Source organism: Luteimonas composti, from assembly GCF_042678665.1.
GTDB lineage: Bacteria > Pseudomonadota > Gammaproteobacteria > Xanthomonadales > Xanthomonadaceae > Luteimonas > Luteimonas composti.
This window is the reverse complement of the sequence record NZ_JBHTKU010000004.1, coordinates 322,725-349,219: the sequence shown is the minus strand read 5'-3', so window position 1 is coordinate 349,219 and position 26,495 is coordinate 322,725. Positions and strand designations below refer to the sequence as shown.

Sequence of the window (26,495 nt, the reverse complement as noted above, 5' to 3'; positions counted from 1 at the left end):
CCCTTCCCCTGATGCCCGTACGAGAGCGGAGTCCACGATGAGCGAGATCCCTGGCGACCTGAAGTTCATGAAGTCCCACGAGTGGGCGCGCGTCGAGGGCGACGGCAAGGTGACCGTCGGCATCTCCGACCACGCGCAGGGGCTGCTCGGCGACCTGGTGTACGTCGAACTGCCGGCGGTCGGCGACAGCGTCGAGGCCGGCACCGCCTGCGCGGTGGTCGAGTCGGTCAAGGCCGCCTCGGACGTGTACGCGCCGGTGTCGGGCACGGTGGTCGCGGTCAACAGCGCCCTGGCCGACAAGCCCGAGACGATCAACGAAGACGCCTACGGCGAGGGCTGGTTGTACGTGGTCGAGGCCAGCGAGCCGGACCAGCTCAACGAACTGCTCGAGCCGGACGACTACGCCGAGCTGCTCGAGGAAGACGATCACTGATCGATCACGCGGCGGACGCGACGTCCGCCGCACCGGGTGCCGTCGACCGTGTCGCGGCACCTCCGCTTCCGGAGAATTCCGGAACGCGCGCGCCGCCAACGCGCCGCGACTTTCGTCCAGGCCAACCTCGCACGCGGATCGTTTCGCGACCGCGGACGCCACTCCCTCCCCGAAAAAGTTTGCGCACTTTTCGCGCAAACGACCGTTGTGCGGCGCGCAACGCGTCCTTCCGCAAGCTTTCGTTCAACCCGCGTCGTGCTCGACGGAAGGGTGCACGCAACGACGTGCGACGCGTCGCGCCCGGCTGGGCCGAACGCGCATGCGTCGCATGCGAATTTTCAAAACACGCTTGTTTTCCGCGCTTTCGTTTCGACATCGGCCGGCGCGCGATGCGTCGCCGTACTCGCCCGCGCGTCGGTGGCGCGCGTCCGGTCGAGGGCGCGCGCACCTGCTCCGTGGAGACGGCGCGAAGAATTCGCGGCGCGGGGTGTTGACAGCCGAAAAAACCGTGATTAGGTTTCGCCCAACCGACGTTGCCGCAGAAGCGAGTGAGTCAGCACACAGCGAAAACGAGCAGCAAAAAAACCACCTCCGCCCCGAACTTCTACAAGGTGGATGCCGGCACCGTCTCCGCTGCGAAAACCAGACCATCTGTTTCAGGACACCTGCGCCGCTCCGGATCGCAGGTGTTTTCGTGTTGTCGGGACCGCGTTCCCCCGAGCGTGTTGTCCCTGCCGTATCCGTTCCGGTGCGCCTGGCGCGCCGGCGGTAGTGCACGGGTCCGATACCCGCGCGCTGCTTGACCCCTGGGCAGTCGTACTGCAAGTCAAACTGACGAGGAGAGCCATCCCATGGCCGCGAAGAAAGCTGCAAAGAAGAAGGTCGCCAAGAAAGCGACCAAGAAGGCACCTGCCAAGAAGACCGCCAAGGTCGCGAAGAAGAAGGTAGCCAAGAAGGCCGCCAAGAAGACGGCGAAGAAGGCCGCCACCAAGAAGGTCGCCAAGAAGAAGGTAGCCAAGAAGGCCACCAAGAAGACGGCGAAGAAGGCCGCCAAGAAGACCACCAAGAAGGCTGCCAAGAAGACCACCAAGAAGGCCGCCAAGAAGAAGGTAGCCAAGAAGGCCACCAAGCGTCCTGCCAAGAAGGCCGCGAAGAAGACGGCCAAGAAGGCGACCAAGAAGACCGCCAAGAAGGCGGCTGCGAAGAAGACCACCAAGAAGGCGGCCAAGAAGCGCACCGCCAAGAAGGGTGCGGCCGTGGCGATCCCGCCGATGCCGACGCCCCTGATCTGATACCCCGGTCAGCCGTAATCGAAGCTCCCCCTCCGTGCCCAGGCGGAGGGGGAGTTTTTCTTTATGGGGGACGCGGGATCGCGGCCGGATGGACGGCCGGTCGGCGCCTCATCGGCGCACTTGGGAGGATGTGCTCTGATCGAAGGGTCGCGGCATCCCGGGGTGGGCGACATCGCGTGGATGCGCCGTCCTGCCCGGGGAGGCGCCCGCGACTGCAGGTTCGATCGCGGGGAGGGGAGCCGCAGCGCGTCCGGCCGATCGCCCTCCGCCGATCCGCCGCGGACCGAATGCCATGCCCCGTCGTTGTCCGGGCGCGGATCGAACGACCGTCGCCAGGCGGCGCCCGCCCGGCTTACTCGGGTCGGGCCTGGGCGCGGCCGGACTGCGTGCCGCCGCTGGCGGGAGCCGCCTCCGCGCCGTCGGAGGCGTAGAGGGTCTCCATGTCGATGTCGACGTCGAGCCACTGCTGCGCCGGCAGGCCGATGGCGCGATCCAGGATCGTCGGCAGCAGCCCCGAGGGCAGCGAGCTGTCGCTGTTCCAGAGCACCGCGATGCCGAGGTCGCGCTCGGGCAGCATCGCCATCAGTCCGCGATAGCCCTGCACGGCGCCGCCGTGGAAGACCAGGCGGTGGCCGGCGTAGTCGTACACGCGCCAGCCCAGGCCGTAACCGGCCGAGTTGAGGCGCTCGCGTCGCCAGGAACTGCCGCGGATCTCGCCGGGCGTGCCGACGATCGGCGCCTGCAGCGTGGCGAGCAGCGGAGCGGGCAGCACGTCCGGGCGATGCCCGCCCTGCGCGAGCAGCCACTGCGCCATGTCGGCGGCGCTGGCGTTGACGCCAGCCGCGGGCGCGAGGCGGTAGTAGGTAGGCTTGGGCATCAGCGACCTCCAGCCGCCGCCCGCGCGCACGTGCGGCTTCGCCCAGCGCGGACTGGCGGTGATGCCTTCGAGGCCGAGGCTCGCATCGTTCATGCCCAGCGGCTTGAAGATCCGCCGGCTCACCGCCTCGTTGTAGAACTGGCCGCTGGCGGCGAACACCACGTCGCCGACCAGGCTGAAGGCCACGTTCTGGTAGCCGTAGCACTCGCCGGGCGCGCAGGCCATCGGCGCGGCGGGAAAGCGCTGCACCAGCGTGTGGTAGTCGGCGTTGCTCTCGATGTCGCGGTCGTAGGTGTGGTGGCGCAGGCCGACGCGGTGGCTGAGCACATCGGCCACGGTGAGCCGCTGCGCCGCGGTGGGATCGGCGAACTGCAGGCTGGGCATGAAGTCGGCCACGCGGCTGTCCCAGCGCAGCGCGCCTTCGGCGACCAGCATGCCGGTCACGGTGCCGGCGAACGATTTCGACAGCGAGGCGAGGCGGAACACGGTGTGCGCGTCCACGGGTTCGGCCCGCGACACGTCGGTGATGCCGTAGCCGCGCGCGCTGAGCACCTGGCCGTTGTGCACGATGGCCATCGCCAGGCCGGGCACGCGCTGGTTGGCCACCAGGTCCTGCGCCATCGCCTCGAACAGGCGCACGTCGAAGCCCTCGGCCAGCGGCAGCCGCTTGATCTCCGCCGGCAGCGGGGTGGGGCGATCGCCCGGCACAATGGGCACGATCGGTTCGGGCGTCACATCCGCCGCGCTTGCCGCGTCCGGGTTCCAAGGCAGCGGTGTCTGCGCGGCGACGGTCAGGGCGATCGCCGGCAGCAGGCCGAGCAGCAGTGCGCGATGCAGGCGTGTGCTGCGCGGCCGGGGAAGGTTCGCTTTCATCGGGACTGCCCCCTGCGTATGCTCTCGCTGCAGGCGATCATATGCGCCTGCTATCGCAGTTGCATGAACAAGGGGAGGAATCTTCGTGAGTGGATTGATTCTGCTGGCGATCGTGGTCGGAATCGTGGTGGTGTTCGGTGGCTGGGCCATCGGCGTCTACAACGGCCTGGTGACCGCGCGCAACGCGTTCAGGAACGCCTTCGCCCAGATCGACGTGCAACTGCAGCGGCGCTTCGACCTGATCCCCAATCTCGTCGAGACCGTGAAGGGCTACCTCGCCCACGAGCGGCAGACGCTCGAGGCCGTGATCGCCGCGCGCGGCGCGGCCGTGTCCGGGCTCTCGGCCGCCAAGGCCAGCCCCGGCGACCCGGCCGCGATGGCCGAGCTCGGCCAGGCCCAGGGCATGCTCAACAGCGCGATCGGCCGCCTGCTGGCGGTGGCCGAGGCCTATCCCGACCTGAAGGCCAACCAGAACATGATGCAGCTCACGGAAGAGCTGACCAGCACCGAGAACAAGGTGGCGTTCGCACGCCAGGCCTACAACGACTCCGTGATGGCCTACAACAACCGGCGCGAGGTGTTCCCGTCAAGCATCGTTGCCGGCATGTTCAATTTCGCGCCCGCCGCCCTGCTCGAGATCCCGGCCGAGCGCGCGGAAGTGCGCGAGGCGCCGAAGGTGCAGTTCTGAGGCACCCGCCAGCGCCGCCGCGGCCCGTGCCGCGGCAAGCCGCTGCCGCGAGACCGCTTGTCCCGGCCCCGGCCCTCTCCCTCGATCCCGGCTGCCCATGAACTTCTTCGAACGCCAGGCGCGGGCGCGCCGCAGTACGACGCGGCTGGTGCTGCTGTTCGCACTGGCGGTGGCCGGCATCGTCGTGGCGGTGGACCTGGGCGTGATGCTGGTGTTCGGCAGCGACCCGGCCCTGCTCGCGGCCTCGACCGTGCTGGCGCTGGGCGTGATCGGCGTGGGCTCGCTCTACCGCGTGGCATCGCTGGGCGGAGGGGGCGAATCGGTGGCGCAGCAGATGGGCGGCGTGCCGGTGCCCGAGGACACCACCGACCTGCACCTGCGCCGCCTGCGCAACGTGGTCGAGGAGATGTCGATCGCCTCCGGCGTGCCGGTCCCCAAGATCTACGTGATGGAGCACGAGCCGGGGATCAACGCCTTCGCCGCCGGCTACTCGACCTCCGATGCCGTGATCGCGGTCACGCGCGGCGCGCTCGACCGGCTCAACCGCGACGAGCTGCAGGGCGTGGTCGCGCACGAGTACAGCCACATCCTCAATGGCGACATGCGCTTGAACATCCGCCTGATCGGCGTGCTGTTCGGCATCCTCATGCTGGGCCTGATCGGGCGCAAGATCCTGCAGCACGGCGGACGCGTGCGCGGGCGCGGCGCGATGCCCGTGCTGGTCGGTGCGCTGATCGCGCTGCTGGTGGGCTACGTCGGCCTGTTCTTCGGACGCATGATCAAGGCCGCGGTCAGCCGCAGCCGCGAGGTGCTGGCCGATGCCTCGGCGGTGCAGTTCACCCGCCAGACCAGCGGGCTGGCCGGTGCGCTGAAGAAGATCGCGGGCCTGCACGATGGTTCGCGCCTGGGCGAACGCGCCGAGGCCGAGGAAGTCAGCCACATGCTGTTCGGCGACGGCACCGGGCTGAGCGGGCTGTTCGCCACCCACCCGCCGGTGCTGCAGCGGATCCAGGCGCTGGAGCCGTCGTTCAAGGCCGAAAGCCTGGAGCGGCTGCGCGCGCAATGGCTGGCCGCGCCGCCCAGCGGCCTGGAGGAGGACGTGCAGCTGGGCCTGGCGGGTTCGACGCGCACTGCGCTGCCGCAGGCCTCGGCCCAGCTGTCCGTGACGCCACCGATGGTGGCGTCGCAGGTGGCCGACCCGCGCGAGGACGACTACCGCCGCGCCGACGCGATCGTCGCTTCCATGCCCGCCGAACTGCGCGCGCTGGCCGGCCGTCGCGATGCGGCAGGCGCGCTGCTGCTGGGCCTGCTGCTGGATGCCGACCCGGACGTCGCCGACCGCCAGCGCAGCGAGATCGTGGCGCGCCTGGGCGTGCAGGCGGCGGCAGAGGCGCGTCGCCTGCGCGACGAGCACCTGCGCAGCCTGCATCCGGCCCTGCGCATGCCGCTGGCCGCGCTTGCCTTCCCCGCCATGCGCCTGCGGCCACGGCCGGAGCTGGCCACCTTCCTCGACACCGTGCACGCCATCGTCCATGCCGACGGCCGCGTGAGCCTGTTCGAATACTGCCTCGGCCGCCTGCTGGAGGTGCAGCTGCGCGAAGCGCTCGACCCGGGCCGCTACGCGCGCTTCGGGCGGCGCAAGCCGGGCGGCGTACGCCGCGAGTTCGCCACCCTGCTGGCGGTGGTCGCCCAGGCCGGGCACCCGGGCGATCCCGATGGCGCCCGGCGCGCCTACCTCGCCGGAATGCAGCGCGTGCTGCCGCGCGACCACCTGCCGTATGCGCCGCCGGCCGACGGCGTGCTGGCGCTGGACGAGGTCTGGGGCGCGCTCGACGCGCTCGACCCGCTGGCCAAGCAGGTGGCGGTGGAAGCGATCACCGACGCGGTATCGCACGACGGACGCGTGTCGGTGGCGGAGGCGGAACTGCTGCGCACGATCTGCGGCGTGCTGCACTGCCCGCTGCCGCCGCTGCTGGAGCGCTGAGCGCCGGCAAGGCCGGCACCGCGGTCAGCGGCCAAGGATGAGGTCGGAAGCGCGCTCGGCGATCATGATCGTCGGCGCATTGGTGTTGCCGCCGGGAAGGGTGGGCATCACCGAGGCGTCCACCACCCGCAGGCGTTCGACCCCGCGCACGCGCAGCTGTGGATCGACCACCGCCTTGTCGTCGTCGCCCATGCGGCAGGTGCCGACCGGGTGGTAGACGCTCTCGGCACGGGCGCGGACGAAGCCGGCCAGCGCAGCGTCGTCGAGATCCTCGCGCGGGGGATGGATGGGTGCGCCCCGGTGCGCGTCGAACGCCTGCTGCGCCAGGATCGTGCGCGAGATGCGCGCGCATTCGACCATCATCCGCAGGTCGAAGCCTTCCGCATCCGACAGATAGCCCGGCTCGATCCGCGGCGCGTCGCCGCCGCGGTCGCTGGCCAGATGGATCCGGCCGCGGCTGCGCGGACGCAGGAAGCAGGCGTGCAAGGTGTAGCCGTCGCCCGGCAGGCGCCGGCGACCATGGTCGTCGAGCATGGCCGGCACGAAATGGAACTGGATGTCCGGGCGTTCATCCGGCGCGAGCGGCGAACGCACGAAGCCGCCGGCCTCCGCGATGTTGCTGCTGCCGGCGCCGCGGTGGCCGCGCAGGTAGTAGTCGAACGCCATGCGCAGTTCGCTGGCGCGGTCGTAGGACACCGCGCTGGTGGCGCGATAGAGGGTGCAGATGTCGAGGTGGTCCTGCAGGTTGGCGCCGACCCCCGGCGCGTCGTGCAGCACGCGGATCCCATGTCGGCGCAGCTCTGCGGCGGGTCCAACGCCGGAGAGCATCAGCAGCTGCGGCGAGTTGATCGCGCCGCCGGACAGGATCACCTCGTGCGCGGCCGGGTGGTGGAACGCGCGACCGCGCACCGTGTAGACCACGCCACTGGCGCGCCCGCGATCGATGGTGATGCGCTGGGCCTGCGCGCCGGTGACCACGGCGAGGTTGGGCCGGCCGCGCGCGGGACGCAGGTAGGCCACGGCCGCCGAGCAGCGCGCACCCCTGCGCTGGGTGACCTGGTAGAGGCCGACGCCGTCCTGCCGCGGTCCGTTGAAGTCGGGATTGCGGGGAAACCCCGCCTGTACGCCGGCCTCGACGAAGGCGCGGGACAGCGGATTGACGTGGCGCAGGTCGCACACCGAAAGCGGGCCGTCGGCGCCGTGCAGCTGGTCGGCACCGCGCGCATTGGCTTCGCTGCGGCGAAAGTAGGGCAGCACGGCGTCCCAGTGCCAGCCGCTGGCGCCCAGCGCCGCCCACACGTCGTAGTCGCGCGGCGTGCCTCGGACGTAGCACATGGCGTTGATCGAGCTCGAGCCGCCGAGCACCTTGCCGCGCGGCCACCACAGCCGCCGCCCGTCGAGCTGCGGCTGGGGCGCGGTGTGGTAGTTCCAGTTGATGTCGGTGCGGCTGACCAGCCGCGCCAGTCCGGCTGGCATGTGGATGAAGGGATGCCAGTCGCGCGGGCCGGCCTCGAGCAGCAGCACGCGCACCTGCGGATCCTCGGAGAGCCGGTTGGCGAGCACGCAGCCCGCGGAGCCGGCGCCGATGATGATGTAATCGTAGGCGGGCGTGGCGGCGACGGGGCGTTTGCGCATCCGCGGCACGGTAGGCGCGGACCCTAGAGCATATGCTCGGCCGCTGGTGCGCCCCGCCGCATTCGGCTACCGTTTGCGCGCCCCACGCGTGGACCCAGGATGAGCAGCGCACCCGATCACCAAGTTCCCGCGGGCCGGGTCGCGCGATTCCGTGCCGCGCTCGCGGACTCGCCGCCGCTGCTGTGGTCGTTCCTGTACTTCTTCTGCCTGCTCAGCGGCTACTACGTGCTGCGTCCCGTGCGCGAGGCGATGGCCGCCTCCAGCGACGTCGAGGCCGTGTTCCCGCCCGCGCTGATCGCGTTCTTCGCCGACCGCGGCGTCGCCCTCGGCGAGTTCACGCTGCAGTTCATCTTCACCGCGGTGTTCGTGATCATGCTGCTGCTGCAGCCGGTCTACGGATGGCTGGTGAGCCGTTTCGCGCGGCGCGTGTTCCTGCCGGTGATCTACGGCTTCTTCATCGCCACGCTGCTGGGCTTCTATGCCATGTTCGACAGCGGGATGGCCGGACGCGGGCTCGCCTTCATCCTCTGGATCACCGTGTTCAACCTGTTCGCGGTGGCGGTGTTCTGGAGCTTCATGGCCGATGTCTTCGGCAACGCAGAGGCGCGCGCCTACTACGGCTACATCGGCGCGGCGGGCACGATCGGGGCGTTCGTGGGGCCCGTGCTGACCCGCACCCTGGTCGAGCGCGTCGGCATTCCCAACATGATGCTGGTCTCGGCGGCGCTGCTGGTGGCGTGCGTGCTCTGCATCCTGCGTCTGCGCCGCTACGCGGTCGCGCGGGAGGCCGGGCGGGGACAGGCCAGCGGCGAGAAGCCGATGGGGGGCGAGGTGCTGGCGGGGCTCAAGCTGGTGGCGCGCGAACCGCTGCTGCGCTGGCTGGCGCTGATGGTGGTGCTGGGCGTCGGCATCGGCACCCTGCTGTACAACGAACAGAACCGGATCGCGCGTACCGCCTTCGCCAGCGCGGAAGAGCGCGCGGCGTTCTTCTCGACGCTCGACCTGGCGGTGAACTCGCTCACCCTGGTGGTGCAGCTGCTGGTGACGCGCGCGCTGATGTCGCGCTTCGGGATCGCGCCGGCGCTGCTGGTCCCGGGCGCGGCGGTCATCCTGGGCTTCTCGATCCTGGCCGCTTCGCCGCTGCCGCTGATGGTGGCGATCGTGCAGGTGGTCACCCGCGCCAGCGAGTTCTCGCTGGCCAAGCCGGCGCGCGAGACGATCTACACCCGGGTTGGACGGGAATGGCGCTACAAGGCGGGCGCGGCGATCGACACCGTGATCTACCGCGGCGGCGACCTGGCCTTCGTCTGGCTACACAAGTTCCTGTCCGCATTTGGTTCGAACGTGGTGTTCGGCGCGGGGCTGCTGATCGCCTCGGGCATGACCTTCAGCGCCTGGCGCCTGCTGAAGCAAGAGGCGAAGCTGCCGCCGGAACGCGCGCCGCGCCCGGCGGCGGGCGACGACGCGGCCGCTACGGCTTGAGGATCCGGCGCGCCTAGGCCCGCAGCAGCGGCCAGGCGAACAACACAGCGCCGCAGGCGAACAGCGCGGTCAGCGCGTGCACCAGCGGATGATGGATCCGCACCCAGACCAGCTGCGCCGCGAGCCGGATCAGCCAGAAGATGGACATGCCGGCCAGCACGGCGCGACCCAGCGGAGTTCCCGCCAGTGCGTCGGGGTGGAGCAGACACAGCAGGCCCACGCCCGCGAACACCCAGACCAGCTGCAGGTTGGCGATCTGCAAGATCGCCCGGTTGGGGCGGGTGGTGGCCTGCAGCGTGCGCGGCCAGTCGAACAGCCGCCAGAACCCGAGGTGGAACAGGGCGAATCCGAAGCTGTGCAGGGCGCAGAGCAGCAGGACGGTGCCGGTCTCCACGTCAGTCGGTCCGCTTCGGCGACACCCACATGTCGATGATGGCGCGGAAGACCGTCTCGCCGCCCGGATCGGTGATCTGCACCCGTGCGGGCAGGGCGTAGCCCGCGTCCGCGGCATGCGGCGGCTGGTCGAAGGTCGCGACCGCGTGCAGTGTCCCCTGCGCCTTCTTCAGGTATTCCACCGTCATCCCGCGCGGGATCCAGCGCATCGACGCCGGGATGCTGACGTCGGTGGCGAGCCCGCCGATGAACTCGGCCAGGTTGCACATCGCGATCGCATGCACGGTGCCGAGGTGGTTGGTGACGCCGCGCCGGTGGGCGATGCGCGCTTCGCCGCGGCCCGGCTCGAGCCGCAGGATGCGCGGCGAGATGCTGGCGAAGTACGGCGCCTTCCAGCACACCAGCCGGGAGAACAGCCACTTGCCCAGGGGCAGGGCTTCGCACTTGCGGTAGAGCTGCAGGACGGTGGCGGCCATGTCCGGTCTCCAGTCGTGACGACGGCGGGTCGTGCCCGCCGTCGTCGTGTCGCCTTGTCGCTCGTCAGGCCGCTTCGCGCGGCTGGCGCTTGTGCTGCGGCAGGTCGTAGTAGCTGGCCGCGCGCAGCTCGTGGGTATCGAAGTCGTCCACGGTGATCGTGTCGAGGGTCAGCGCGCGCAGCTCTTCCAGCTGCCTGCGCTCGTCGGCGGTGATCCAGCCCTCGCGCACGCCTTCGTCCAGCTGCGAGGCGAAGTCCAGCGCCTCGATATCGCTGGCCTTGAGCGCCTTGAGGAACTTGCGCTCCACTGGCTCCGCGGCGATGGCCTTCGCCAGGTAGCTGTCGATGCGCCCGCCCATGTTGTTCTCGCACGGGGTCAGGAACACGCCCTGCGCCAGCCGGTCGCGCGCCTCGTTGGGCGCCATCAGCGAGGCGGCCACGCGATGGCTCAGGCGGTCGCCCGGCGGTACGGCGCGGCGGCCGAGCGGGAACACCACCGGCCACAGCAGCCAGCCCAGCGGCTTGATCGGGAAATTGCGCAGCGCCTGCGACAGCGCCAGCTCGATCTGGTGCGCGCTGTTGTGGAAGGCCCAGGCCAGCAGTTGGCGGTCGGATTCCGGCGCGCCCAGGTCGTGATGACGCTTGAGCACTGCGCTCATCATGTACAGGTGGCTGAGCACGTCGCCCAGGCGTCCGGACAACGATTCCTTGAACTTGAGCTTGCCGCCCAGCGCGCCCAGCGACACGTCGGTGAGCAGGGACAGGTTGGCGGCGTAGCGGTCGAGCCTGCGGAAGTAGCGGCGGGTGTTGGCGTCGCCCGGGGCCGCACCGATCTTCGAGCCGGTGAGGCCGAACCAGAAGGAGCGCACCGCGTTGGAGATCGCGCCGCCGATATGGCTGTACAGCGCGTCGTCCAGCGCCTCCAGGCCGGCCTTGCCGTCCGGGTCCTGCGCCGCCTTCATCTCCTTCATGATGTAGGGATGGCACAGGATCGAACCTTGGCCGAAGATCAGCAGGCTGCGGGTCATGATGTTGGCGCCCTCGACCGTGATCGCGATCGGGGACGCCTGCCAGGCGCGGCCGCCGAGGTTGCGCGGGCCGAGGATGATGCCCTTGCCGCCGACGATGTCCATGAAGTCGCTGGCGACCTCGCGGCCCATCGTGGTGCAGTGGTACTTGGCGATGGCCGACGGCACCGACGGCACGTCGCCGCGGTCGACCGCCGCCGCGGTGGCCTGCGACAGCGCACTGATCGCGTAGGCCTTGCCGCCGATGCGCGCCAGCGCTTCCTCGACGCCCTCGAAGCGGCCGACCGACAGGCCGAACTGCTTGCGGATGCGCGCATAGGCGCCGCCGACCACGGCCGCGAACTTGGCGCCGCCGCTGGCGGTGGAGGGCAGGGTGATCGAGCGGCCGACGGCCAGGCACTCGTTGAGCATGTTCCAGCCCAGGCCGGCCTTCTCGACGCCACCGATCAGCTGGTCGAGCGGCAGGAACACGTCCTGCCCGCGCACCGGGCCGTTCTGGAACGGCGAGTTGAGCGGGAAGTGGCGGCGGCCCACGTCGACGCCTTCGGTATCGCGCGGCAGCAGGGCCAGGGTGATGCCGATGTCGCGCTTGTCGCCGATCAGTCCGTCCGGGTCGTACATGCGGAAAGCCAGGCCGATAAGCGTGGCCACCGGCGCCAGCGTGATGTAGCGCTTGTCGAAGGTGAGCTTGACGCCCAGCACTTCCTGGCCGTTCCACTCGCCCTTGCAGACGATGCCGTAGTCCGGAATCGACGTGGCGTCGGAGCCCGCGAACGGGCCGGTCAGGCCGAAGCAGGGCACTTCCTGGCCGACGGCCAGGCGCGGCAGGTAGTAGTCCTTCTGCTGCTGGGTGCCGTAGTGCATCAGCAGCTCGCCCGGGCCGAGCGAGTTGGGCACGCCGACGGTCGAACTCACCACCGAGCTGACCGAGGACAGCTTCTGGATCACCTTGTGGTGCGCCAGCGCGCTGAAGCCGAGGCCGCCGTACTCCTTCGGGATGATCATGCCGAAGAAGCGGTTTTTCTTGATGAACTCCCACAGTTCCGGCGGCAGGTCCGCGTGGACGTGGTTGATCTCCCACTCGTTGGTCATCCGGCACAGTTCTTCCACCGGGCCGTCGAGGAAGGCCTGCTCCTCGGCGGTGAGTTCGGGCTTGGGATAGGACAGCAGCGTGTTCCAGTCCGGATCGCCGGAGAACAGTTCGCCCTCGAAGCCGACCGAGCCGGTTTCCAGCGCGATGCGTTCGGTCTGCGACAGCGGCGGTAGCGCCTTGCGCAGGAAACCCAGCGCCGGCGCGGTGAGCAGCGGCTTGCGCACGAATGGCAGCAGCAGCGGGACCGCGACCAGGGCGAGCAGGGCGCCGGCCACGACCGTGGCGGTGCGGTCCGCGCCGAGGAACCAGCAGGCCAGCAGTGCGACGGCGCTGATCACCACCCAGGTCGCGAGGCGCATGCGGTGATAGGCCGCGACTGCGCTCGCGAGCAGCAGTGCGAGGAAGGGAACGACGACGCTCATGCGATGCCTCCAGGAAGGAATAGTGGCCCGCGCAGCGGGATCCGCCGTGACGAGCCTGACCGTACGGTCGAGTATGGTCAGCGGATTCGCACTTGTCAACGGAGTATCGAATGGGTGACGATACGCTTCCCGACGCCAGCGTATGGACAACGATCGACATGGCCAGATCCGCCAGCAAGGCTGCTGCAACCCGGACGACAGCCGACGCCGAAGCCACCGCCGCGAAGCCCGAACGCAGCGGCCGCCTCAGCGCCGACGACTGGGCCCAGGCCGCGCTGGAACTGATCGCCGAGCAGGGCGTGGCCGCGGTGGCAGTGGAACCCCTGGCGCGTCGGCTTGGCGTGACCAAGGGCAGCTTCTACTGGCATTTCCCCTCGCGCGAGGCGCTGCTGCAGGCCGCGCTCGAGCGCTGGGAGACGGTCGAACAGCAGGCCGTGTTCGGCACCCTGGAGCGGGTACCCGATCCACGCGAGCGCCTGCGTTCGCTGTTCCAGATGGTGGCCCACGAATACCAGTCGCACGTGATCTACAGCGCACTGCTCAAGGCGCTGGACCACCCGGCGGTGCAGCCGGTGATCGACCGCGTGTCCAAGCGCCGTCTCGACTACCTCACCGCTTCCTTCCGCCAGACCGGGCTCGGCCGCGAAGATGCGCTGCACCGGGCGCGCCTGACCTATGCGGCCTATGTCGGCTTCCTACAGCTCAACCTGCAGCTGCACCAGGCGCGCATGCCGCAGGAGGAATTCGAGGCGTACGTGGAGCACCTCACGGCCACGCTCGTGCCGGCCTGACCGGCGCGATGTCCAGCGCGGCAAGCCAGTCCGGCCGGAGCGCTCCGCGTTGAGCGTCTCGATCGACCTGGTCAACGCGCTCAAGCGCGGCCTGCGCGCGCAGGGGCTGACCTATCGCGAACTGGCGCAGCGGATCGGGCTGAGCGAAGCCGCGGTCAAGCGCATGTTCTCCCGGCGCGCGATGAGCCTGTTGCGACTGGAGCAGATCTGCGAAGCGCTCGGCATCGGACTGGCCGAGCTCGGTGCCGACGCCGGCCGCGGCGTCGAGCCGATGGCGCGCCTGGACGAGGCGCAGGAGCAGGCGCTGGTGGACGATCCGGCGCTGATGCTGGCGATGTTCCTGAGCATCAACCGCTGGCGGCAGGACGACGTGATGGCGCATTTCGCCTTCACCCTGCCGCAGTGGACGGGGCTGCTGGCGCGTCTCGACCGGCTGGGCATCATCGAACTGCAGCCCGGCAACCGCGTGCGGCCGCTTACCGCTCGCAACTTCCGCTGGCGCACCGATGGGCCGATGGAGCGCCACTTCCGCGATGCACTGCTGGGCGACTACTTCGCCGATCCCTTCGACGGCGAACAGGACCGCCTGCTGTTGCTCTCCGGGGCGCTCAGCCCGGAAGGGGCGAGACAGATGAAGCAGCGCCTGGACGAGGTGGCCCGCGAGTTCGACGGGCTGCTTGCGCGCGATGCCGCACTGCCCGCCGCCGAGCGCGTCGGCGTGAGCCTGGTGCTGGCGCAGAAGCCCTGGCTGCTGCGCCTGTTCGCACCGTACCGCCGCGCGCGCGACTGATAACGCTGTCATCTCCCGTGCCGCGTTGCAGCGAGCGCGCCCGTCCTCCGCGCGCATAGACTGTTGCAATTGATACGGACTTTGCCGGCGCTTGCCGGAGTTTGGAGAGGACATCGATGAATGCAGTTCCGCGCCCGCAGCCGCCGCCTGCGCAGGGGAGCCGGCTTGCCGCGCTCAACGACTGGGTGGACCAGGTCGCCGCCCTGACCAAGCCCGACCGCATCCACTGGTGCGACGGCAGCGAGGCCGAGTACCGCGACCTGGTCGCGGGGATGCTGGCAGACGGCACCCTGGTCGAACTCAACCAGGACACGCACCCCGGGTGCTATCTGCACCGCTCCGATCCGCAGGACGTGGCGCGCGTCGAACACCTGACCTTCGTCTGCACCCGGGAGCGCGACGACGCCGGTCCCAACAACCACTGGATGGCGCCCGCGCAGGCGCACGAGACGATCGACAGGCTGTTCGACGGCTGCATGCGCGGACGCACCCTGTACGTCGTGCCCTATTGCATGGGCCCGATCGATTCGCCGCTGGCGCGCTGCGGCGTCGAGATCACCGACTCGCCCTACGTCGTCGCCAACATGCGGCTGATGACGCGGATGGGCGCCGCCGCGCTGGCGCGTATCGAGCGTGAAGGCGCGCAGGGCAAGGCCTTCGTGCGCGGCCTGCATTCGACCGGCGAACTCGATCCCGACCGCCGCTTCATCATGCACTTCCCCGAGGAGCTGGCGATCAAGTCCTACGGCTCGGGCTACGGCGGCAACGCGCTGCTGGGCAAGAAGTGCCACGCACTGCGCATCGCCTCCTGGCAGGCGCGCCAGGAAGGCTGGCTGGCCGAACACATGCTGATCCTCGGACTCGAGGACCCGCAGGGCGAAACCCACTACATCGCCGCGGCTTTCCCGAGCGCCTGCGGCAAGACCAACCTGGCCATGCTGATCCCGCCGGAAGGCTACCGCGCCCTGGGGTGGAAGGTATGGACGGTCGGCGACGACATCTGCTGGATGCGTCCGGGGACGGACGGGCGGCTGTGGGCGATCAACCCCGAGGCCGGCTACTTCGGCGTCGCCCCGGGGACCTCGGCCAGGACCAATCCCAATGCGCTGGCGACGATCCAGCGCGACACGATCTACACCAACGTCGCGGTCACCGACGATGGCCAGCCCTGGTGGGAAGGCCTGGACGATCGCGTCCCCGCGCTCGACTGGCAGGGCCGCCCCTACGACCCCGCCAACGGCCCGGCCGCACATCCCAATTCGCGCTTCACCGTCGCGGCGATGCAGTGCCCCAGCTGGTCTCCGCGCGCGGAGGATCCGCAGGGGGTGCCGATCTCGGCGATCGTGTTCGGCGGCCGCCGCTCCAGCGTCATGCCGCTGGTGTTCGAGGCCCGCGACTGGACGCACGGCGTGCGCGTGGGCGCGGCGATGGGCTCGGAAACCACGGCCGCGGCCACCGGCGCGGTGGGCGTGATGCGTCGCGACCCGATGGCGATGAAGCCCTTCTGCGGCTACCACTTCGGCGACTACTTCGCGCACTGGCTGTCGTTCGACCGGCCGGGCGCGAAGCTGCCGAAGATCTTCCACGTCAACTGGTTCCGCAAGGGCGACGACGGCCGCTTCCTGTGGCCGGGCTTCGGCGAGAACATGCGCGTGCTGGAGTGGATGGTGGCGCGCATCCGGGGCACCGCGGCCGCGGTCGACAGCCCGATCGGGCTGCTGCCGGAGGCGGGCGCGATCGTCTCGCCTGCCTGCAGCAGGGAAGACGTGGAGCGCGTGCTGCAGGTCGATGCTGCCGGGCTGCCGCAGGAACAGACCGAGATCGCGCAGCATCTGCAGGGCTTCAGGCCCCGGCTGCCGTCCCCGCTGGTCTGATCAGATAAGGGCGCGGCCTGCGCCGCGCACTTCGCCCGTGGCACGCCGCGCCCGCCAGGCGCACGCTGGTCAAACCGGCGCAAGCTCTGGATAGAATGCGGTAACTCTCCTGGAGGCTTCGGGTGTCCGAGACTACGCAGCTGGCGTCGATCGTGAACGCGGCCGGAGCGGCCGCGGCGGCAGGTCGTTGGCAGGAGGCCGAGCAGCTGTGGTCGCGCGTCCACGCCGCGGACCCCGGCCATGTGCAGGCGCTTTTCAGCCTTGGCGTCCACGCGTTCCAGCGGGGCGACGCGCAGGCGGCGCTGGAATACCTTCAGCAGGCGCGCGCACGCGCGCCGCGCGACCCGATGATCCAGCTGACCATCGGCCGGGTCCATCGCGAGGCCGGGGAGGCGGATCTTGAGTGGGGCTCGCTCATCGGCGCGCTGGAGATCGATCCGTATTTCCTGCCCGCGCTGCTGGGCAAGGCGGAGTTCCTTGAGCGGCAGGCCCGAGCGCGGGTCGCGGCCGCGGCATATCGTGATGTGCTCAGGGTCGCGTCCGATGAAGCCACATGGCCGGCGCCGCTGCGGCGACGGCTTGCGCACGCGCGCGAGATCGTCGAGCAGGACACGCGGGAACTCGTCGAGTTTCTCGGCCATCGTGTGGCGGCCACGCAGGCCACCATCAACCGCGCATCGTTGGCGCGCTGGGACGAGGCAGTGTCGATCCTCGCCGGGCGCACCCGGCCCTACCACTCGCAGTGCAACCAGCTGCACGTGCCGCGGCTGCCGGCGATCACCTTCTACGACGATGCTTTGTTCCCGTGGATGCGCGAACTCGAGTCGCGCACCGATGCGATCAAGGCCGAATTGCAGGAGATGCTCGCGAACAAGGGCGAGGACTTCGTGCCGTACATCCAATACCGACCGGGCGACCCGGTGAACCAGTGGGACAAGCTCAACCATTCGCGCAACTGGAGCGGATTTCACCTCTACGCGCACGGTGAACCGGTGGCCGAGCACCTGGCGCAGTGCCCCCGGACGGCCGACGCACTGGCGTTGGTGGACGCGGTGGACATCGCCGGCTTGTGCCCCAATGCGATGTTTTCGGCGCTGGCGCCGGGTGCCCACATTCCGCCGCACACCGGCGAGACCAATGCGCGCCTGGTGGCGCACCTGCCGCTGGTGGTGCCGGACCGGTGCAGCTACCGCGTCGGCTACGACTGGCGGCAGTGGCAGGAGGGCAAGTGCTGGGTGTTCGACGACACGATCGAGCACGAGGCGCGAAACGATAGCGACCAGCTCCGCGTGATCCTGATGTTCGACGTATGGAATCCGCTGCTGAGCCAGGCTGAGCGGGAAATGGCCATGGCACTGGCGAGCGCCATGCGCGACTGGCGTACCGGCGACCACGTGACCCGGACCAGCAGGTGAGGCTCCGATAATGACCTTGACCCGTTTGCTCGTGTTTGCTGCCCTGCTTTCGATGGACATGGCCGCGGCGGCGCAGGCCCAGACTCATCCCTGCGCGAGCGAGCCCGAAGCCGCCGCGCGCCTGGCCTGCTACGACAGGGCGTTTCCGCCGCCGCCGGAAGTGCACGAGGCCGCCCGGGAACGCGCCGAGTCCCGGTTCGGGCTGGCCGCGGCGCGCGAGAAGGAAGCGGGCGCTGCGCCGGTGGATGCCCGCGATCCCGAGCGTATCCAAAGCCGCGTCGCCCGGATCGGCAATCCAGGCAGCGCGCAGCGCATCTTCCACCTGGAGAACGGGCAGGCCTGGATCCAGGCCGACGCACGCAGCACCGGGCAAGTGCAGCCGGGCGACATCGTGCAGGTACGCAAGGGATTGATGGGTGCCTACCAGTTGGTGATGCCCAACGGCGTCATCCTGCGCGTGCGCCGTACCCGCTGAGGCGGCCGATGTCCGCGGCGCGCAGCCAGGCGCTGGACAGCGCACAGGCGGACCGTTTCCGGCAGGCGATGGCGCTGCTGCAGTCCGGCGCGCATGCGCCTGCACTGGCCATCGCCGAGACGTTGGCCCGCCAGGCCCCGGCCGCGGCGGATGCCTGGCAGCTTCTGGGTATGTGCCTGGAAGGGAGTAGGAGGCAGGAGGAAGCGCGCCAAGCATTCGAGCGCGCTTTGGCGCTGGTGCCCGGCAGCGCGGTAGTCTCGCGCAACTACGGTCTGTTCCTGGCGCGGCACGGCAAGGCACTGCGGGAGCAGGGGGAGCTCGAGGCCGCCGAACCCGCCTTGGCAAGGGCAGTGGCGCTCGCACCCGACCTCGCGTTCGCCTGGGCGGACCTTGGCGCGGTCAGGCGCCTGCTGGGCGCCGTCGACGGCGCACTCGCAGCGATGCGCCGGGCGGTGGACCTGCAGCGGCAGCGCGGCGCGGAGTCGGTCGATCTGGAAGACGCCATCAATGGCGTGCTGGCCGATGCCGGTCGTCCCGCGGAGGCATTGGCCGGCGCGCGCGCGCTGGTGGCACGCCACCCGGCGCATGCGTTGGCACACGAAACACTGGGCCACCTGCTGTGGGAGCACGGGCGTGAACTCGCGCCCGGCGAAGACCCGCTCGATGCGTTCCGCGCCGCGGCCCTCGCCCAGCCGGATAATCGCACCCTCCAGCTGTCGCTCGCGCGCACCCTGCTGACGGTCCGGCGCCCCGCGGAGGCGTTGCCGCTGCTGCAGCGGATGCGTCAACGCGACCCCGGCGACCCGCTGCTGGACTGGTTCGCCGCCGACGCGCTGGACGCACTGGCCGAATACGCCCAGGCCAGCACGCTCTATGCATCGGTCGCGCGCAGCGCGCTGGGCGGGCATCCCGAATTCCTCAACGCCCATGCCCGCCACGCGTTCCGCACGCGCCGGATCGAGCTGGCCGCCTCCTGCGCGCAGAAGGCGGTGGAGGTCGAGCCGCGCAACCAGGAAGGCTGGAGCCACTTGGGGACTGCATGGAGGCTGCTCGGAGACGAGCGCGAGCACTGGCTGTGCGATTACGACCGGTTGGTCGGCTACGTGGAGATCGTGCCGCCCCGCGGCTTCGCCAGCCTGGACGCGTTCCTTGCAGAGCTGGCGCCTGCGCTGGAGGCCCTCCACCTGGCGGGCCGCGAACCCATGCGGCAGAGCGTGCGCGGCGGCACCCAGACCACGGGACTGCTGTTCGGGAGGAGCGATCCCCCCGTCCGCGCGGCCGAGGAGGCATTGCGCGACGCCGCCGAGCGCTGGTTGGCGACCCTTTCGCCGGATCCGGCCCACCCCTTCCTGTCGTACCGGCGGCGCAGCGTCCGCTTCGCCGGTTCGTGGTCGGTGCGGCTGCGGTCGGCGGGGCGTCACGCCAACCATATCCATCCCAAGGGCTGGCTGAGCTCGGCGTTCTACGTATCGCTGCCCGACAGCGTGCGCGCCCCCCGGGCCGGGTCGCGCGAGGGCTGGATCCAGTTCGGAGAGCCGCTTGAGGAACTGGGGCTGGACCTGCCGCCGCGTCGCCTGGTGCAGCCGAAACCAGGACATCTGGCATTGTTCCCATCGTATATGTGGCATGGTACGGTCCCGTTCGATGACCACCAGCCGCGGCTGACCATCGCCTTCGACATGCAGCCGAAGGCGTAGGCCCGGCGCCGCCTGCGGCCGTGGTGCCTCGGCAGGGTCCGCGGAATACCCTGCGGACGCACGCAGGGTGCAGATTCGGTCCCGGCAGACAGCCAGCGGTGCTTCCCATTTCGCTGTTGCCCGTGCCAGCATCATCCGCCGTCCGAGGACATCGCCATGAACGCCTGGAACGCCGCTTCGAGTTCTCTCTCCCGCACCAGCGTTCGGGCCGCATGCTTGCGCTGGTCTTTCCTCGCAGCCGGGCTGCTCTGCATGGGCGCGGTGACAGCGCAGGAGGGAACGGCAGAGGACGCGCCGGTCCGCCCGGCGCCGCAGCCGGACAAGAATGGGAAGATCTGCCAGTACGAGGACGTCACGGGCAGCCGGATGAAAAAGCGGATCTGCATGACGCCGGAACAATACGAAGCGCGGCAGCGGGCCGCCAGGGAGGCGGTACGCGAACTGGACGCCAGGTCCATTCCGAAGGTGGGCGAGGGCTGAAGGTCGCGCGCCGGCGTCGATACGATGCGGCGTCGGCACTCGAATCCAGGATGAAGAAAGGCGGCGGGCCGAGGCCCGCCGCCTTCTTTTTGGGGCTTCCTGCCCGGATCAGAACTTCAGCGAGATGCTGCCGAAGATGTAGCGACCGACCTGGTCGTAACCACCCAGGGCGTTGGCGTTGGCGGAAAGGCCGCTGTCGCCCGAGAACGGCGGTTCCTTGTCGAGCACGTTGTTCACGCCCAAGGTCACCGTGGCCTGGCCGAAGCTAACGCTGCCGTTCAGGTCGAGGTAGTTGTAGGACGGAACGCCGCCATCGAGCCAGATGACCCGGTCATCGTCGGTGAACTCGCTGCCGTCGACATCGCGGTAGTCCATGCCGTCGATGAAGCGCCAGCGAAGGCCCAGCGCATAGCGGTCCCAGCCGTAGCGTACCGAGGTGATGGCGCGCATTTTCGGCGTCTGGCAGAGGTATGTCTCGTTGACCAGACCCTTGCACTCGTAGCCGGTGCTCGGCTCTGACGCCAGTGTCTGGGTGTAGTCCTTGAGGACGTAGTTGCCCGCGACGCTGGTGGTCAGGCGGCCCGGACCCAGCGCGAACGAGTAGTTTGCGGCGAAATCGAGGCCGGAGCGTTCGAACACGCCGATGTTGTCGGGCAGGTTGTTGATATGGCCCGACAGCGGGTCGGAGGCCGGACCCACCCACAGATCGTACTCACCGGCGCGCGGATCGCGGTTGATCCGGTCGCAGTAGAGGTTCTGCTCCATGCAGAGGATCTGGATGGTGTTGTAGCCGATGCCGCCGATGGCGCCCTCGATCTCCACGCGGTACCAGTCGAGCGAGAGGTTGAGATTCTCGATCGGCTCCACCGCAAAGCCGACGGTGTAGGTATCGGCCACTTCGGGTGCTAGGCTGGGATTGCCGCCGGTCACGTTGTAGTACTGGTTGGCGGGGTTGCTCGGCACGTTGCCGTACACATCGAGCGGCACGCCGGTTCGTGCGCACTGTTCGGCGCTGTAGCTCGGACTGGGGCCGGCGCAAAGGTCGGTGCCGCCGGTGTTCAGGGCGATGCGCTGGGTGTAATACAGGTCGTTCAGGCTGGGGGAGCGGACCGCACGGTTGTAGCCGGAACGCACCAGCAGCTTGCTGTCCCAGAACATGCCGCTCAGGCCGACCTTGTAGGTGTCGTAGTTGCCCGAGGTCTCGTCGTCCGAATAGCGGTAGCCGAGCGAGGCGTCGAGGCGGTTGAACCCGCCGTCGGCAACGTAGAACGGCAGTGCAGCCTCGACGAAGAAGTCGCTGACGGAGTTGGAGGCGTTCACCGGCAGGCTGGCCGCGCCGGCACCGGCGAAGTTGCCTGCTGCGGAGTCGCTGTCGTACTCGGTGTAGTAAGAGTAGTCGCGGCGCTCCATGCCGACCGCCAAGCCGATCTCCTCGCCATCCGCGCCCGGGAAGCCCCAGCCGAGGTAGCCATTGGCTTCGGCCGAGAATGCGCGATAGGTCGTCTTGTAGACGGCGAAGCTGGTGCCAGCCATCGCCTGGGCCGCATCGGGGTCGATCTCATCGGTCCAGATGTCGTACGGCAGGCAGCCCTGGAACGTGCCGTAGGTCGGGTCTTCGCAGCCCAGCGCAGCGGCGGCGATGCGCGTGATCAGGAAGTCGTTCTTGCCCACGTCCATGGTCTTGGTCTTGCCCGACAGCAGCGAGACGTCGTACGTCCAGGACGTGTCGAACAGCGAGCCGCGCAGGCCGGCGGTGACGCGGTACGTGCTGTCGTCGGCGCTGCTGATGCGCGGGCCGCCTTCGACGTTGCGCTTCCAAAGCACCACACGGGCCATGTCGGTGGTCACGCCGGCGTCGGCGCACAGGGTACCGATACGCTCGTTGTCGCAGGACACATTGATCGGCACGCCGAACGCACCGGACTCGGCGATCTGCACTTCCGAGTTACGCTCAAGGAACAGTGCCTCGATATAGGGCTCGAAGTAGTCGTTGACCCTGTAGCTGCCCATGAAGCCAGCGGTGACGCGCTTGTCCGGACGCTGGTAGAAGTTGATCGGTGCGTAGTTGTAGAGGTAGACGCCGTTCTCGTAACCGCTTCCGTTGTACACGTAGTTGTTGTTGGTGCCGGGCGGCCATGGGCGCACGGCGCCGTCGGCGAACTCGTTGACCACGAAACGTGCCGGATCGGCCGTACCGGAACCACCGCAGACCGGGAAATCGTAGAACACGGAGCAGTGCGAGTAGTCGCGCTGGCCGTGATAGAGCGCCTCGTTCTCGCGCCAGGTCATCCAGCCCACCGCATGGCCCTTGTCCTCGGCGAAACTGCCGCCGATGACGAGGTCGGCGCTGCGACTGATGCCATCGAAGCCCGAGTTGCCGCTCGGCGCCTCGTAGCCAGATTCCTCGTTTAGGTTCTGCCAGTAGGCATTATCGTTGTCGTGCTGGTAGGCCGAATAACCGAAGTTGAGGTTGATGCCCTCGAACTTGTCGTCGAGGACGAAGTTCACCACGCCCGCCACGGCGTCGGCGCCGTAGATCGCCGAGGCGCCGCCGGAGAGGATGTCCACGCGCCGGATCATGGCTGCCGGGACGATGGAGGGGTCGGTGATCTCGTTGCGGCTGGCGGGCAGGCGCTTGCCGTTGACCAGGGTCAGGGTGCGCTGCGGGCCGAGTCCACGCATGGAGATGGTGGCGTGGCCGAACGAGCCGTTGTTGGCGAAGTTGTCGAAGCTCAGATCCACCTGCGGGTACTGGTTGACCAGGTCCTCGACCGTGGTCGCACCATACTGGGTGAACTCTTCGGCCGTGATTTCGGTGATCGGGCTGGAGGCGGTGAAGGTCTGGCTCTTGATACGCGAGCCGGTGACGGTAATCGCGTCGAGGCTGGTGGCCTCTGGTGGGGATTGCTCGGCTTGCTGGGCAAGCGCGGCGCCGGTACTGGCGAGGGTGACTGCACTTACTGCAAGCGAGAACGCGATAGCGTCCCGCAGCTTGTTGCGCTTGAGTCTCATCTCTCTCTCCGTGTGAGCCGTCAGGGAACCTCACCGGGGAAGTCAATCGAACCGCCAAAACCGGCAAGGTCGGTCGGATACTACCTGCGCTTGTTCATAGATTAAAGAGCAGTTAAATATTTTTTTTTCAAGTGCCCTCCGGCATTCGGGGGGCGCAAAAAAAACACGGCCCCTTGCGGGGCCGTGTTCTTGGACATCGAGCAGGACTCGATCAGAAGCGCTGCTGGTACTTCATGTACAGCGTACGACCGAAGTCGAAGCCGCCGTAGTAGGCGAACTGGTTGTTTGGGGCCGAGAACATGATCGGACCATGGTGGTTCGTCACGTTGTTGGCGCCGACCGACACAGTGCCATTCCACGGGGTGTTGTAGCGGAACTGCACGTCGTGGAACGTGTTGGAACCGACCTTGCGCAGCGGCAGGCCGTCCGGCACGTCCGGAGCGACGTAATCCGGGATGTTGCAGTAGGTCGGGTCGTACGACGCCGTCACCGCACAACCTTCCTTCATCGACGAGTAGTAACGGGCGGTCCAGGTGGCACCGAAGTCGCCGTACTGCCAGTCGACGCCCAGGTTCGAACGGGTACGGAACGTACCGGCGAACGAGACAGAGGGCTGCGCGACCGTGTCCGGGTTGTTGTTCGCCCAGAGGTTGTACTCGGAGATGTACGACACCTGCCAGTCGAAGCTGAAGTTGCCGTAGGCGGTCTCCGGCAGACGGTAACGCACGCCGAGGTCGTAACCTTCAGTCTCCAGGCGGCCCTTGTTCGTCAACGAGAAGTTCAGGGCGTTGATGTGGGAGTCGGTGGGGTCACGGGTAAACAGCGTGCAGCGCTCGGCGATGCCGCGCAGGTAGCAGTCCTGCAGGATGTCGGTGACGCTGTCGGAGGCGATCAGGTTGTCGATCTCGACCTTGTACCAGTCGAGGCTGATGTCCAGGCCGCTGACCCACTCGGGGCTGTACACGATGCCCGCGGTCATCGTCTCGGCCGTTTCCGGCGTCAGGTTCGGATTCGAACCGGACAGGAACTGGTCGGGAGTCTGGCAGGGGAAGGTGCTGCAGGGCACGAGGCCCTGGCCCAGCTGCACGTAGTCGGCGGGGACGCCCGAAGCCGTACAGGTGGCGCCGCCGGCGACATTGCCCGGACCGGTCGAACCGCAGGGATCGGTGTAGGACTCGAAGCTACCGCCCACGCCGCCGTACAGGTTGTCCACGCTCGGGGCACGGAAGCCTTCGGCGTAGGTCGCGCGGACCAGCAGGTCCTCGACCGGACGCCACACCAGGCCGAACTTGTTGTTGGTGGTGTCGCCGAAGGTGCTGTAGTCGGAGTAGCGGCTGGCGACGTTGAGCGTCAGCTCGTGGGCGCCGGGGACTTCGCTCAACAGCGGCACGGCCAGTTCGACGTAGAACTCGTCCAGCTTGTAGCCGCCGGCGGTGGTGGTCGCCGGGAGACCGGTGCTCAGGCCTGCCTGGTTGAAGGCGTCCGGAACGAAGCGACCCTGCTCGTTGCGGTGCTCGTAGCCCACCGCGATGCCGAGGTCACCGGCCGGCAGTTCGAAGAGCGTACCGGACAGGTTGGCGAAGTACGTGGTCGACTCGGTAAGGCCGCGGTCGTGGTAGTACGGGAACAGGAACGCCTGGACATTCGGGTCGGACAACGAGCCGGCACCGGCGACGCCGTACGGCAGAAGCGGGTTGACGGGGGTGCATTCGCCGGCGCCGAGGTTGGTGCCCAGCGGGATCGGGTTGTCAGCCGTGCCGCACTGCACGATCCCCTGTGCGTTGACGAACGACGGTCCCATGGCCAGGTCCATCGCCGCCAGGCTGGCGTCGCCCCGGCCGACCTTCAGCATCTCGTTGCGGTTCCAGATGCCGCCGGCATCCCAGTCCCACGTGGTGTTGCCGAGCTCGAAGTAGCCTTCGAACGCTGCGGTCAGGCGGTAGGTGCTGAGGTTGCTCTCGGTGGTGCGCGGCACCTCCCACAGGCGGCGACGGATCGTCAGGTCGGTGCCAGGGGTCGGATTGAACGCGCTGTCGCCCGACAGCGGGATGCCGAACGCGGCCGTCTGGAACGGATAGCCGGCGACGGTCTGCGTGGTTTCGCGGTGGTTGTACAGTGCGTCGGCCACGAAGCGGACATTGTCGGTGACGTCGTATTCGCCAGCCACGAAGATCGAGCGGCGCTCGATGCCCGTGCGCGCCATCATCTGCTCGTTGCTGTTCGCGTTGAAGGCAGCCGTGTGGACCTGGTAGCTGTCACGATCCGTGGGATCCTGGCCCGGGATCAGCGTCCACCACACCGCGGCGCTCGAGGGGGTGCAGGGATCGCAGAACGAACCATTCTGGCTGACCGGGCTCCAGCCGGCGCCCGGGAAGGCCGGACCGCGCGATCCGTCACGCGCATACCACACGTCACGCGCCCAGATCGGCTCTTCCTTGCCGTAGTCGATGCTCATGGTGACGCTGCCACGGTCACCCGAGGTGCCGATGGTGAAGTCGACGGTCTGGTTGGTGCCGTTGCCTTCGTTGAGCTGGCCGTAGTAGGCGTTGAGCTCGGCGCCCTCGAAGCGGCGACGGGTGATCACGTTGACCACGCCGGCGATCGCGTCGGAGCCGTAGATCGACGAGGCGCCGTCCTTCAGCACTTCGATGCGCTCGATGGCCGAGGCCGGGATCTGGCCCAGGTCCTGAAGGCCGGTCGTGTTGGCGCCCAGGCGCTTGCCGTTGACCAGGATCAGGGTGCGCGAGGCACCGAGGTTACGCAGGTCGATATAGTAGCCACCGACATTCTCGCCGGAAGCCAGCACGTCGCCGCGCGAGATGGCCGGCGAGCCTGCGGAGGTCAGGTTCTGCAGGATGTCGGCGACGCTGGTGACACCCATGTTCTCGATGTTTTCGCGACTCAGCACGACGACCGGCTGGGCGGTCTCGACCGAGGCCTGGCGGATGCGCGAGCCGGTCACTTCGATCCGGTCCAGGGTGGTGGCGCCGGCGGTTTCCGCTTCCTGCGCAAAGGCAGAACTGGCACCGAACGTAGCACCCGCCACGAGCGCGAGACTAATCGCGTCGCGGAGCTTGGTGGTCTTAAAGGTCATCTGATTCTCTCTCCAACAGTCTTTCGTGATGTTGTCGCACGGGAACCTTCCCGCCGGGGCCAATACGGACACCAAAGCCAGCAAGGTTGCGGCCGATACTAGCGACCCTTGGAGAGAAATTAAAGTGTCGTTAACAAATAAATTTCTTGTTAACGCGGCAGTCAGAACGGTGGTGTCACCGCACGAAACTGA

The 26,495-nt window shown here is 68.6% G+C and carries 19 protein-coding genes; 12 read left to right on the top strand and 7 right to left on the bottom strand.

All coding sequences use genetic code 11. The features are described 5' to 3' along the window. The first annotated feature begins 37 nt into the window (after window positions 1-37). A complete protein-coding gene (gene gcvH, locus ACFQ2D_RS13645; RefSeq protein ID WP_280942571.1) occupies window positions 38-433 on the top strand; it encodes a glycine cleavage system protein GcvH in 396 nt (131 codons plus the stop codon). Between the two features lie 851 nt (window positions 434-1,284). After that, on the top strand, window positions 1,285-1,725 hold the full coding sequence (locus tag ACFQ2D_RS13640; protein WP_280942572.1) for a hypothetical protein: 441 nt from the start codon (window positions 1,285-1,287) through the stop codon (window positions 1,723-1,725). 352 nt (window positions 1,726-2,077) lie between these two features. Here the strand turns inward: ACFQ2D_RS13640 and ACFQ2D_RS13635 are convergent, their stop codons facing one another. Continuing rightward, window positions 2,078-3,475 carry a serine hydrolase domain-containing protein gene (locus ACFQ2D_RS13635; protein ID WP_280942573.1) on the bottom strand — a complete coding sequence of 466 codons (1,398 nt, stop codon included), beginning with the start codon at window positions 3,473-3,475 and terminating at the stop codon, window positions 2,078-2,080. 85 nt (window positions 3,476-3,560) lie between these two features. On the opposite strand from ACFQ2D_RS13635, the gene ACFQ2D_RS13630 reads away from it, so the two are divergent. Both ACFQ2D_RS13630 and ACFQ2D_RS13625 read left to right on the top strand, forming a co-directional pair. Continuing rightward, a complete protein-coding gene (locus ACFQ2D_RS13630) occupies window positions 3,561-4,163 on the top strand; it encodes a LemA family protein (protein WP_280942574.1) in 603 nt (200 codons plus the stop codon). 97 nt (window positions 4,164-4,260) lie between these two features. Continuing rightward, window positions 4,261-6,147: a M48 family metallopeptidase gene (locus ACFQ2D_RS13625; RefSeq protein ID WP_280942575.1), complete on the top strand. Its 1,887-nt coding sequence runs from the start codon at window positions 4,261-4,263 to the stop codon at window positions 6,145-6,147. Window positions 6,148-6,171: 24 nt separating this feature from the next. On the opposite strand, the gene ACFQ2D_RS13620 is transcribed toward ACFQ2D_RS13625, so the two are convergent. After that, window positions 6,172-7,782: a GMC family oxidoreductase gene (locus ACFQ2D_RS13620; RefSeq protein WP_280942576.1), complete on the bottom strand. Its 1,611-nt coding sequence runs from the start codon at window positions 7,780-7,782 to the stop codon at window positions 6,172-6,174. A gap of 99 nt (window positions 7,783-7,881) precedes the next feature. On the opposite strand from ACFQ2D_RS13620, the gene ACFQ2D_RS13615 reads away from it, so the two are divergent. Beyond that, a complete protein-coding gene (locus tag ACFQ2D_RS13615; RefSeq protein ID WP_280942577.1) occupies window positions 7,882-9,264 on the top strand; it encodes an NTP/NDP exchange transporter in 1,383 nt (460 codons plus the stop codon). A gap of 13 nt (window positions 9,265-9,277) precedes the next feature. On the opposite strand, the gene ACFQ2D_RS13610 is transcribed toward ACFQ2D_RS13615, so the two are convergent. From ACFQ2D_RS13610 to ACFQ2D_RS13600, 3 genes are all read right to left on the bottom strand, one after another. After that, window positions 9,278-9,658, bottom strand: a complete 381-nt coding sequence (locus ACFQ2D_RS13610; protein ID WP_280942578.1) for a hypothetical protein — start codon at window positions 9,656-9,658, stop codon at window positions 9,278-9,280. Window position 9,659: 1 nt separating this feature from the next. After that, window positions 9,660-10,133, bottom strand: coding sequence for a hotdog fold domain-containing protein (locus ACFQ2D_RS13605; protein ID WP_280942579.1), 474 nt, complete (start codon window positions 10,131-10,133; stop codon window positions 9,660-9,662). 64 nt (window positions 10,134-10,197) lie between these two features. Continuing rightward, entirely contained in the window at window positions 10,198-12,675 is a 2,478-nt protein-coding gene (locus ACFQ2D_RS13600; RefSeq protein ID WP_280942580.1) for an acyl-CoA dehydrogenase, read from the bottom strand. A gap of 158 nt (window positions 12,676-12,833) precedes the next feature. Between ACFQ2D_RS13600 and ACFQ2D_RS13595 the strand changes: the two genes are divergently transcribed. The 7 genes from ACFQ2D_RS13595 (at window position 12,834) to ACFQ2D_RS13565 (ending at window position 20,197) form a co-directional block, all read left to right on the top strand. Then, window positions 12,834-13,466, top strand: a complete 633-nt coding sequence (locus tag ACFQ2D_RS13595; protein WP_280942581.1) for a TetR/AcrR family transcriptional regulator — start codon at window positions 12,834-12,836, stop codon at window positions 13,464-13,466. A 49-nt stretch (window positions 13,467-13,515) separates the two neighbouring features. Further along, window positions 13,516-14,256 carry a helix-turn-helix domain-containing protein gene (locus ACFQ2D_RS13590; RefSeq protein WP_280942582.1) on the top strand — a complete coding sequence of 247 codons (741 nt, stop codon included), beginning with the start codon at window positions 13,516-13,518 and terminating at the stop codon, window positions 14,254-14,256. Between the two features lie 116 nt (window positions 14,257-14,372). Next, a complete protein-coding gene (locus tag ACFQ2D_RS13585; protein ID WP_280942583.1) occupies window positions 14,373-16,130 on the top strand; it encodes a phosphoenolpyruvate carboxykinase (GTP) in 1,758 nt (585 codons plus the stop codon). 122 nt (window positions 16,131-16,252) lie between these two features. Further along, the gene (locus ACFQ2D_RS13580; RefSeq protein ID WP_280942584.1) at window positions 16,253-17,545 is read left to right on the top strand and encodes an aspartyl/asparaginyl beta-hydroxylase domain-containing protein; all 1,293 of its coding nucleotides are present in this window, start codon (window positions 16,253-16,255) and stop codon (window positions 17,543-17,545) included. Window positions 17,546-17,561: 16 nt separating this feature from the next. Beyond that, window positions 17,562-18,020 carry a hypothetical protein gene (locus tag ACFQ2D_RS13575; protein WP_280942585.1) on the top strand — a complete coding sequence of 153 codons (459 nt, stop codon included), beginning with the start codon at window positions 17,562-17,564 and terminating at the stop codon, window positions 18,018-18,020. 8 nt (window positions 18,021-18,028) lie between these two features. Continuing rightward, a complete protein-coding gene (locus ACFQ2D_RS13570) occupies window positions 18,029-19,717 on the top strand; it encodes a putative 2OG-Fe(II) oxygenase (protein WP_280942586.1) in 1,689 nt (562 codons plus the stop codon). 156 nt (window positions 19,718-19,873) lie between these two features. Next, on the top strand, window positions 19,874-20,197 hold the full coding sequence (locus ACFQ2D_RS13565; RefSeq protein ID WP_280942587.1) for a hypothetical protein: 324 nt from the start codon (window positions 19,874-19,876) through the stop codon (window positions 20,195-20,197). A gap of 108 nt (window positions 20,198-20,305) precedes the next feature. On the opposite strand, the gene ACFQ2D_RS13560 is transcribed toward ACFQ2D_RS13565, so the two are convergent. Together ACFQ2D_RS13560 and ACFQ2D_RS13555 are read right to left on the bottom strand one after the other, a co-directional pair. Next, complete coding sequence (locus ACFQ2D_RS13560) at window positions 20,306-23,209, bottom strand: TonB-dependent receptor domain-containing protein (RefSeq protein WP_280942588.1); 2,904 nt, start codon at window positions 23,207-23,209, stop codon at window positions 20,306-20,308. Window positions 23,210-23,420: 211 nt separating this feature from the next. Further along, window positions 23,421-26,303 carry a TonB-dependent receptor plug domain-containing protein gene (locus tag ACFQ2D_RS13555; protein WP_280942589.1) on the bottom strand — a complete coding sequence of 961 codons (2,883 nt, stop codon included), beginning with the start codon at window positions 26,301-26,303 and terminating at the stop codon, window positions 23,421-23,423. Window positions 26,304-26,495 lie beyond the last annotated feature (192 nt).

What these genes read in the sequence shown, in the direction of transcription:
- gcvH (WP_280942571.1), top strand. Translation starts at nt 38, where the DNA reads ATGAGCGAGATCCCTGGCGACCTGAAGTTCATGAAGTCCCACGAGTGG.
- ACFQ2D_RS13640 (WP_280942572.1), top strand. Translation starts at nt 1,285, where the DNA reads ATGGCCGCGAAGAAAGCTGCAAAGAAGAAGGTCGCCAAGAAAGCGACC.
- ACFQ2D_RS13635 (WP_280942573.1), bottom strand. Translation starts at nt 3,475, where the DNA reads ATGAAAGCGAACCTTCCCCGGCCGCGCAGCACACGCCTGCATCGCGCA.
- ACFQ2D_RS13625 (WP_280942575.1), top strand. Translation starts at nt 4,261, where the DNA reads ATGAACTTCTTCGAACGCCAGGCGCGGGCGCGCCGCAGTACGACGCGG.
- ACFQ2D_RS13620 (WP_280942576.1), bottom strand. Translation starts at nt 7,782, where the DNA reads ATGCGCAAACGCCCCGTCGCCGCCACGCCCGCCTACGATTACATCATC.
- ACFQ2D_RS13615 (WP_280942577.1), top strand. Translation starts at nt 7,882, where the DNA reads ATGAGCAGCGCACCCGATCACCAAGTTCCCGCGGGCCGGGTCGCGCGA.
- ACFQ2D_RS13605 (WP_280942579.1), bottom strand. Translation starts at nt 10,133, where the DNA reads ATGGCCGCCACCGTCCTGCAGCTCTACCGCAAGTGCGAAGCCCTGCCC.
- ACFQ2D_RS13600 (WP_280942580.1), bottom strand. Translation starts at nt 12,675, where the DNA reads ATGAGCGTCGTCGTTCCCTTCCTCGCACTGCTGCTCGCGAGCGCAGTC.
- ACFQ2D_RS13595 (WP_280942581.1), top strand. Translation starts at nt 12,834, where the DNA reads ATGGCCAGATCCGCCAGCAAGGCTGCTGCAACCCGGACGACAGCCGAC.
- ACFQ2D_RS13585 (WP_280942583.1), top strand. Translation starts at nt 14,373, where the DNA reads ATGAATGCAGTTCCGCGCCCGCAGCCGCCGCCTGCGCAGGGGAGCCGG.
- ACFQ2D_RS13570 (WP_280942586.1), top strand. Translation starts at nt 18,029, where the DNA reads ATGTCCGCGGCGCGCAGCCAGGCGCTGGACAGCGCACAGGCGGACCGT.
- ACFQ2D_RS13565 (WP_280942587.1), top strand. Translation starts at nt 19,874, where the DNA reads ATGAACGCCTGGAACGCCGCTTCGAGTTCTCTCTCCCGCACCAGCGTT.
- ACFQ2D_RS13560 (WP_280942588.1), bottom strand. Translation starts at nt 23,209, where the DNA reads ATGAGACTCAAGCGCAACAAGCTGCGGGACGCTATCGCGTTCTCGCTT.
- ACFQ2D_RS13555 (WP_280942589.1), bottom strand. Translation starts at nt 26,303, where the DNA reads ATGACCTTTAAGACCACCAAGCTCCGCGACGCGATTAGTCTCGCGCTC.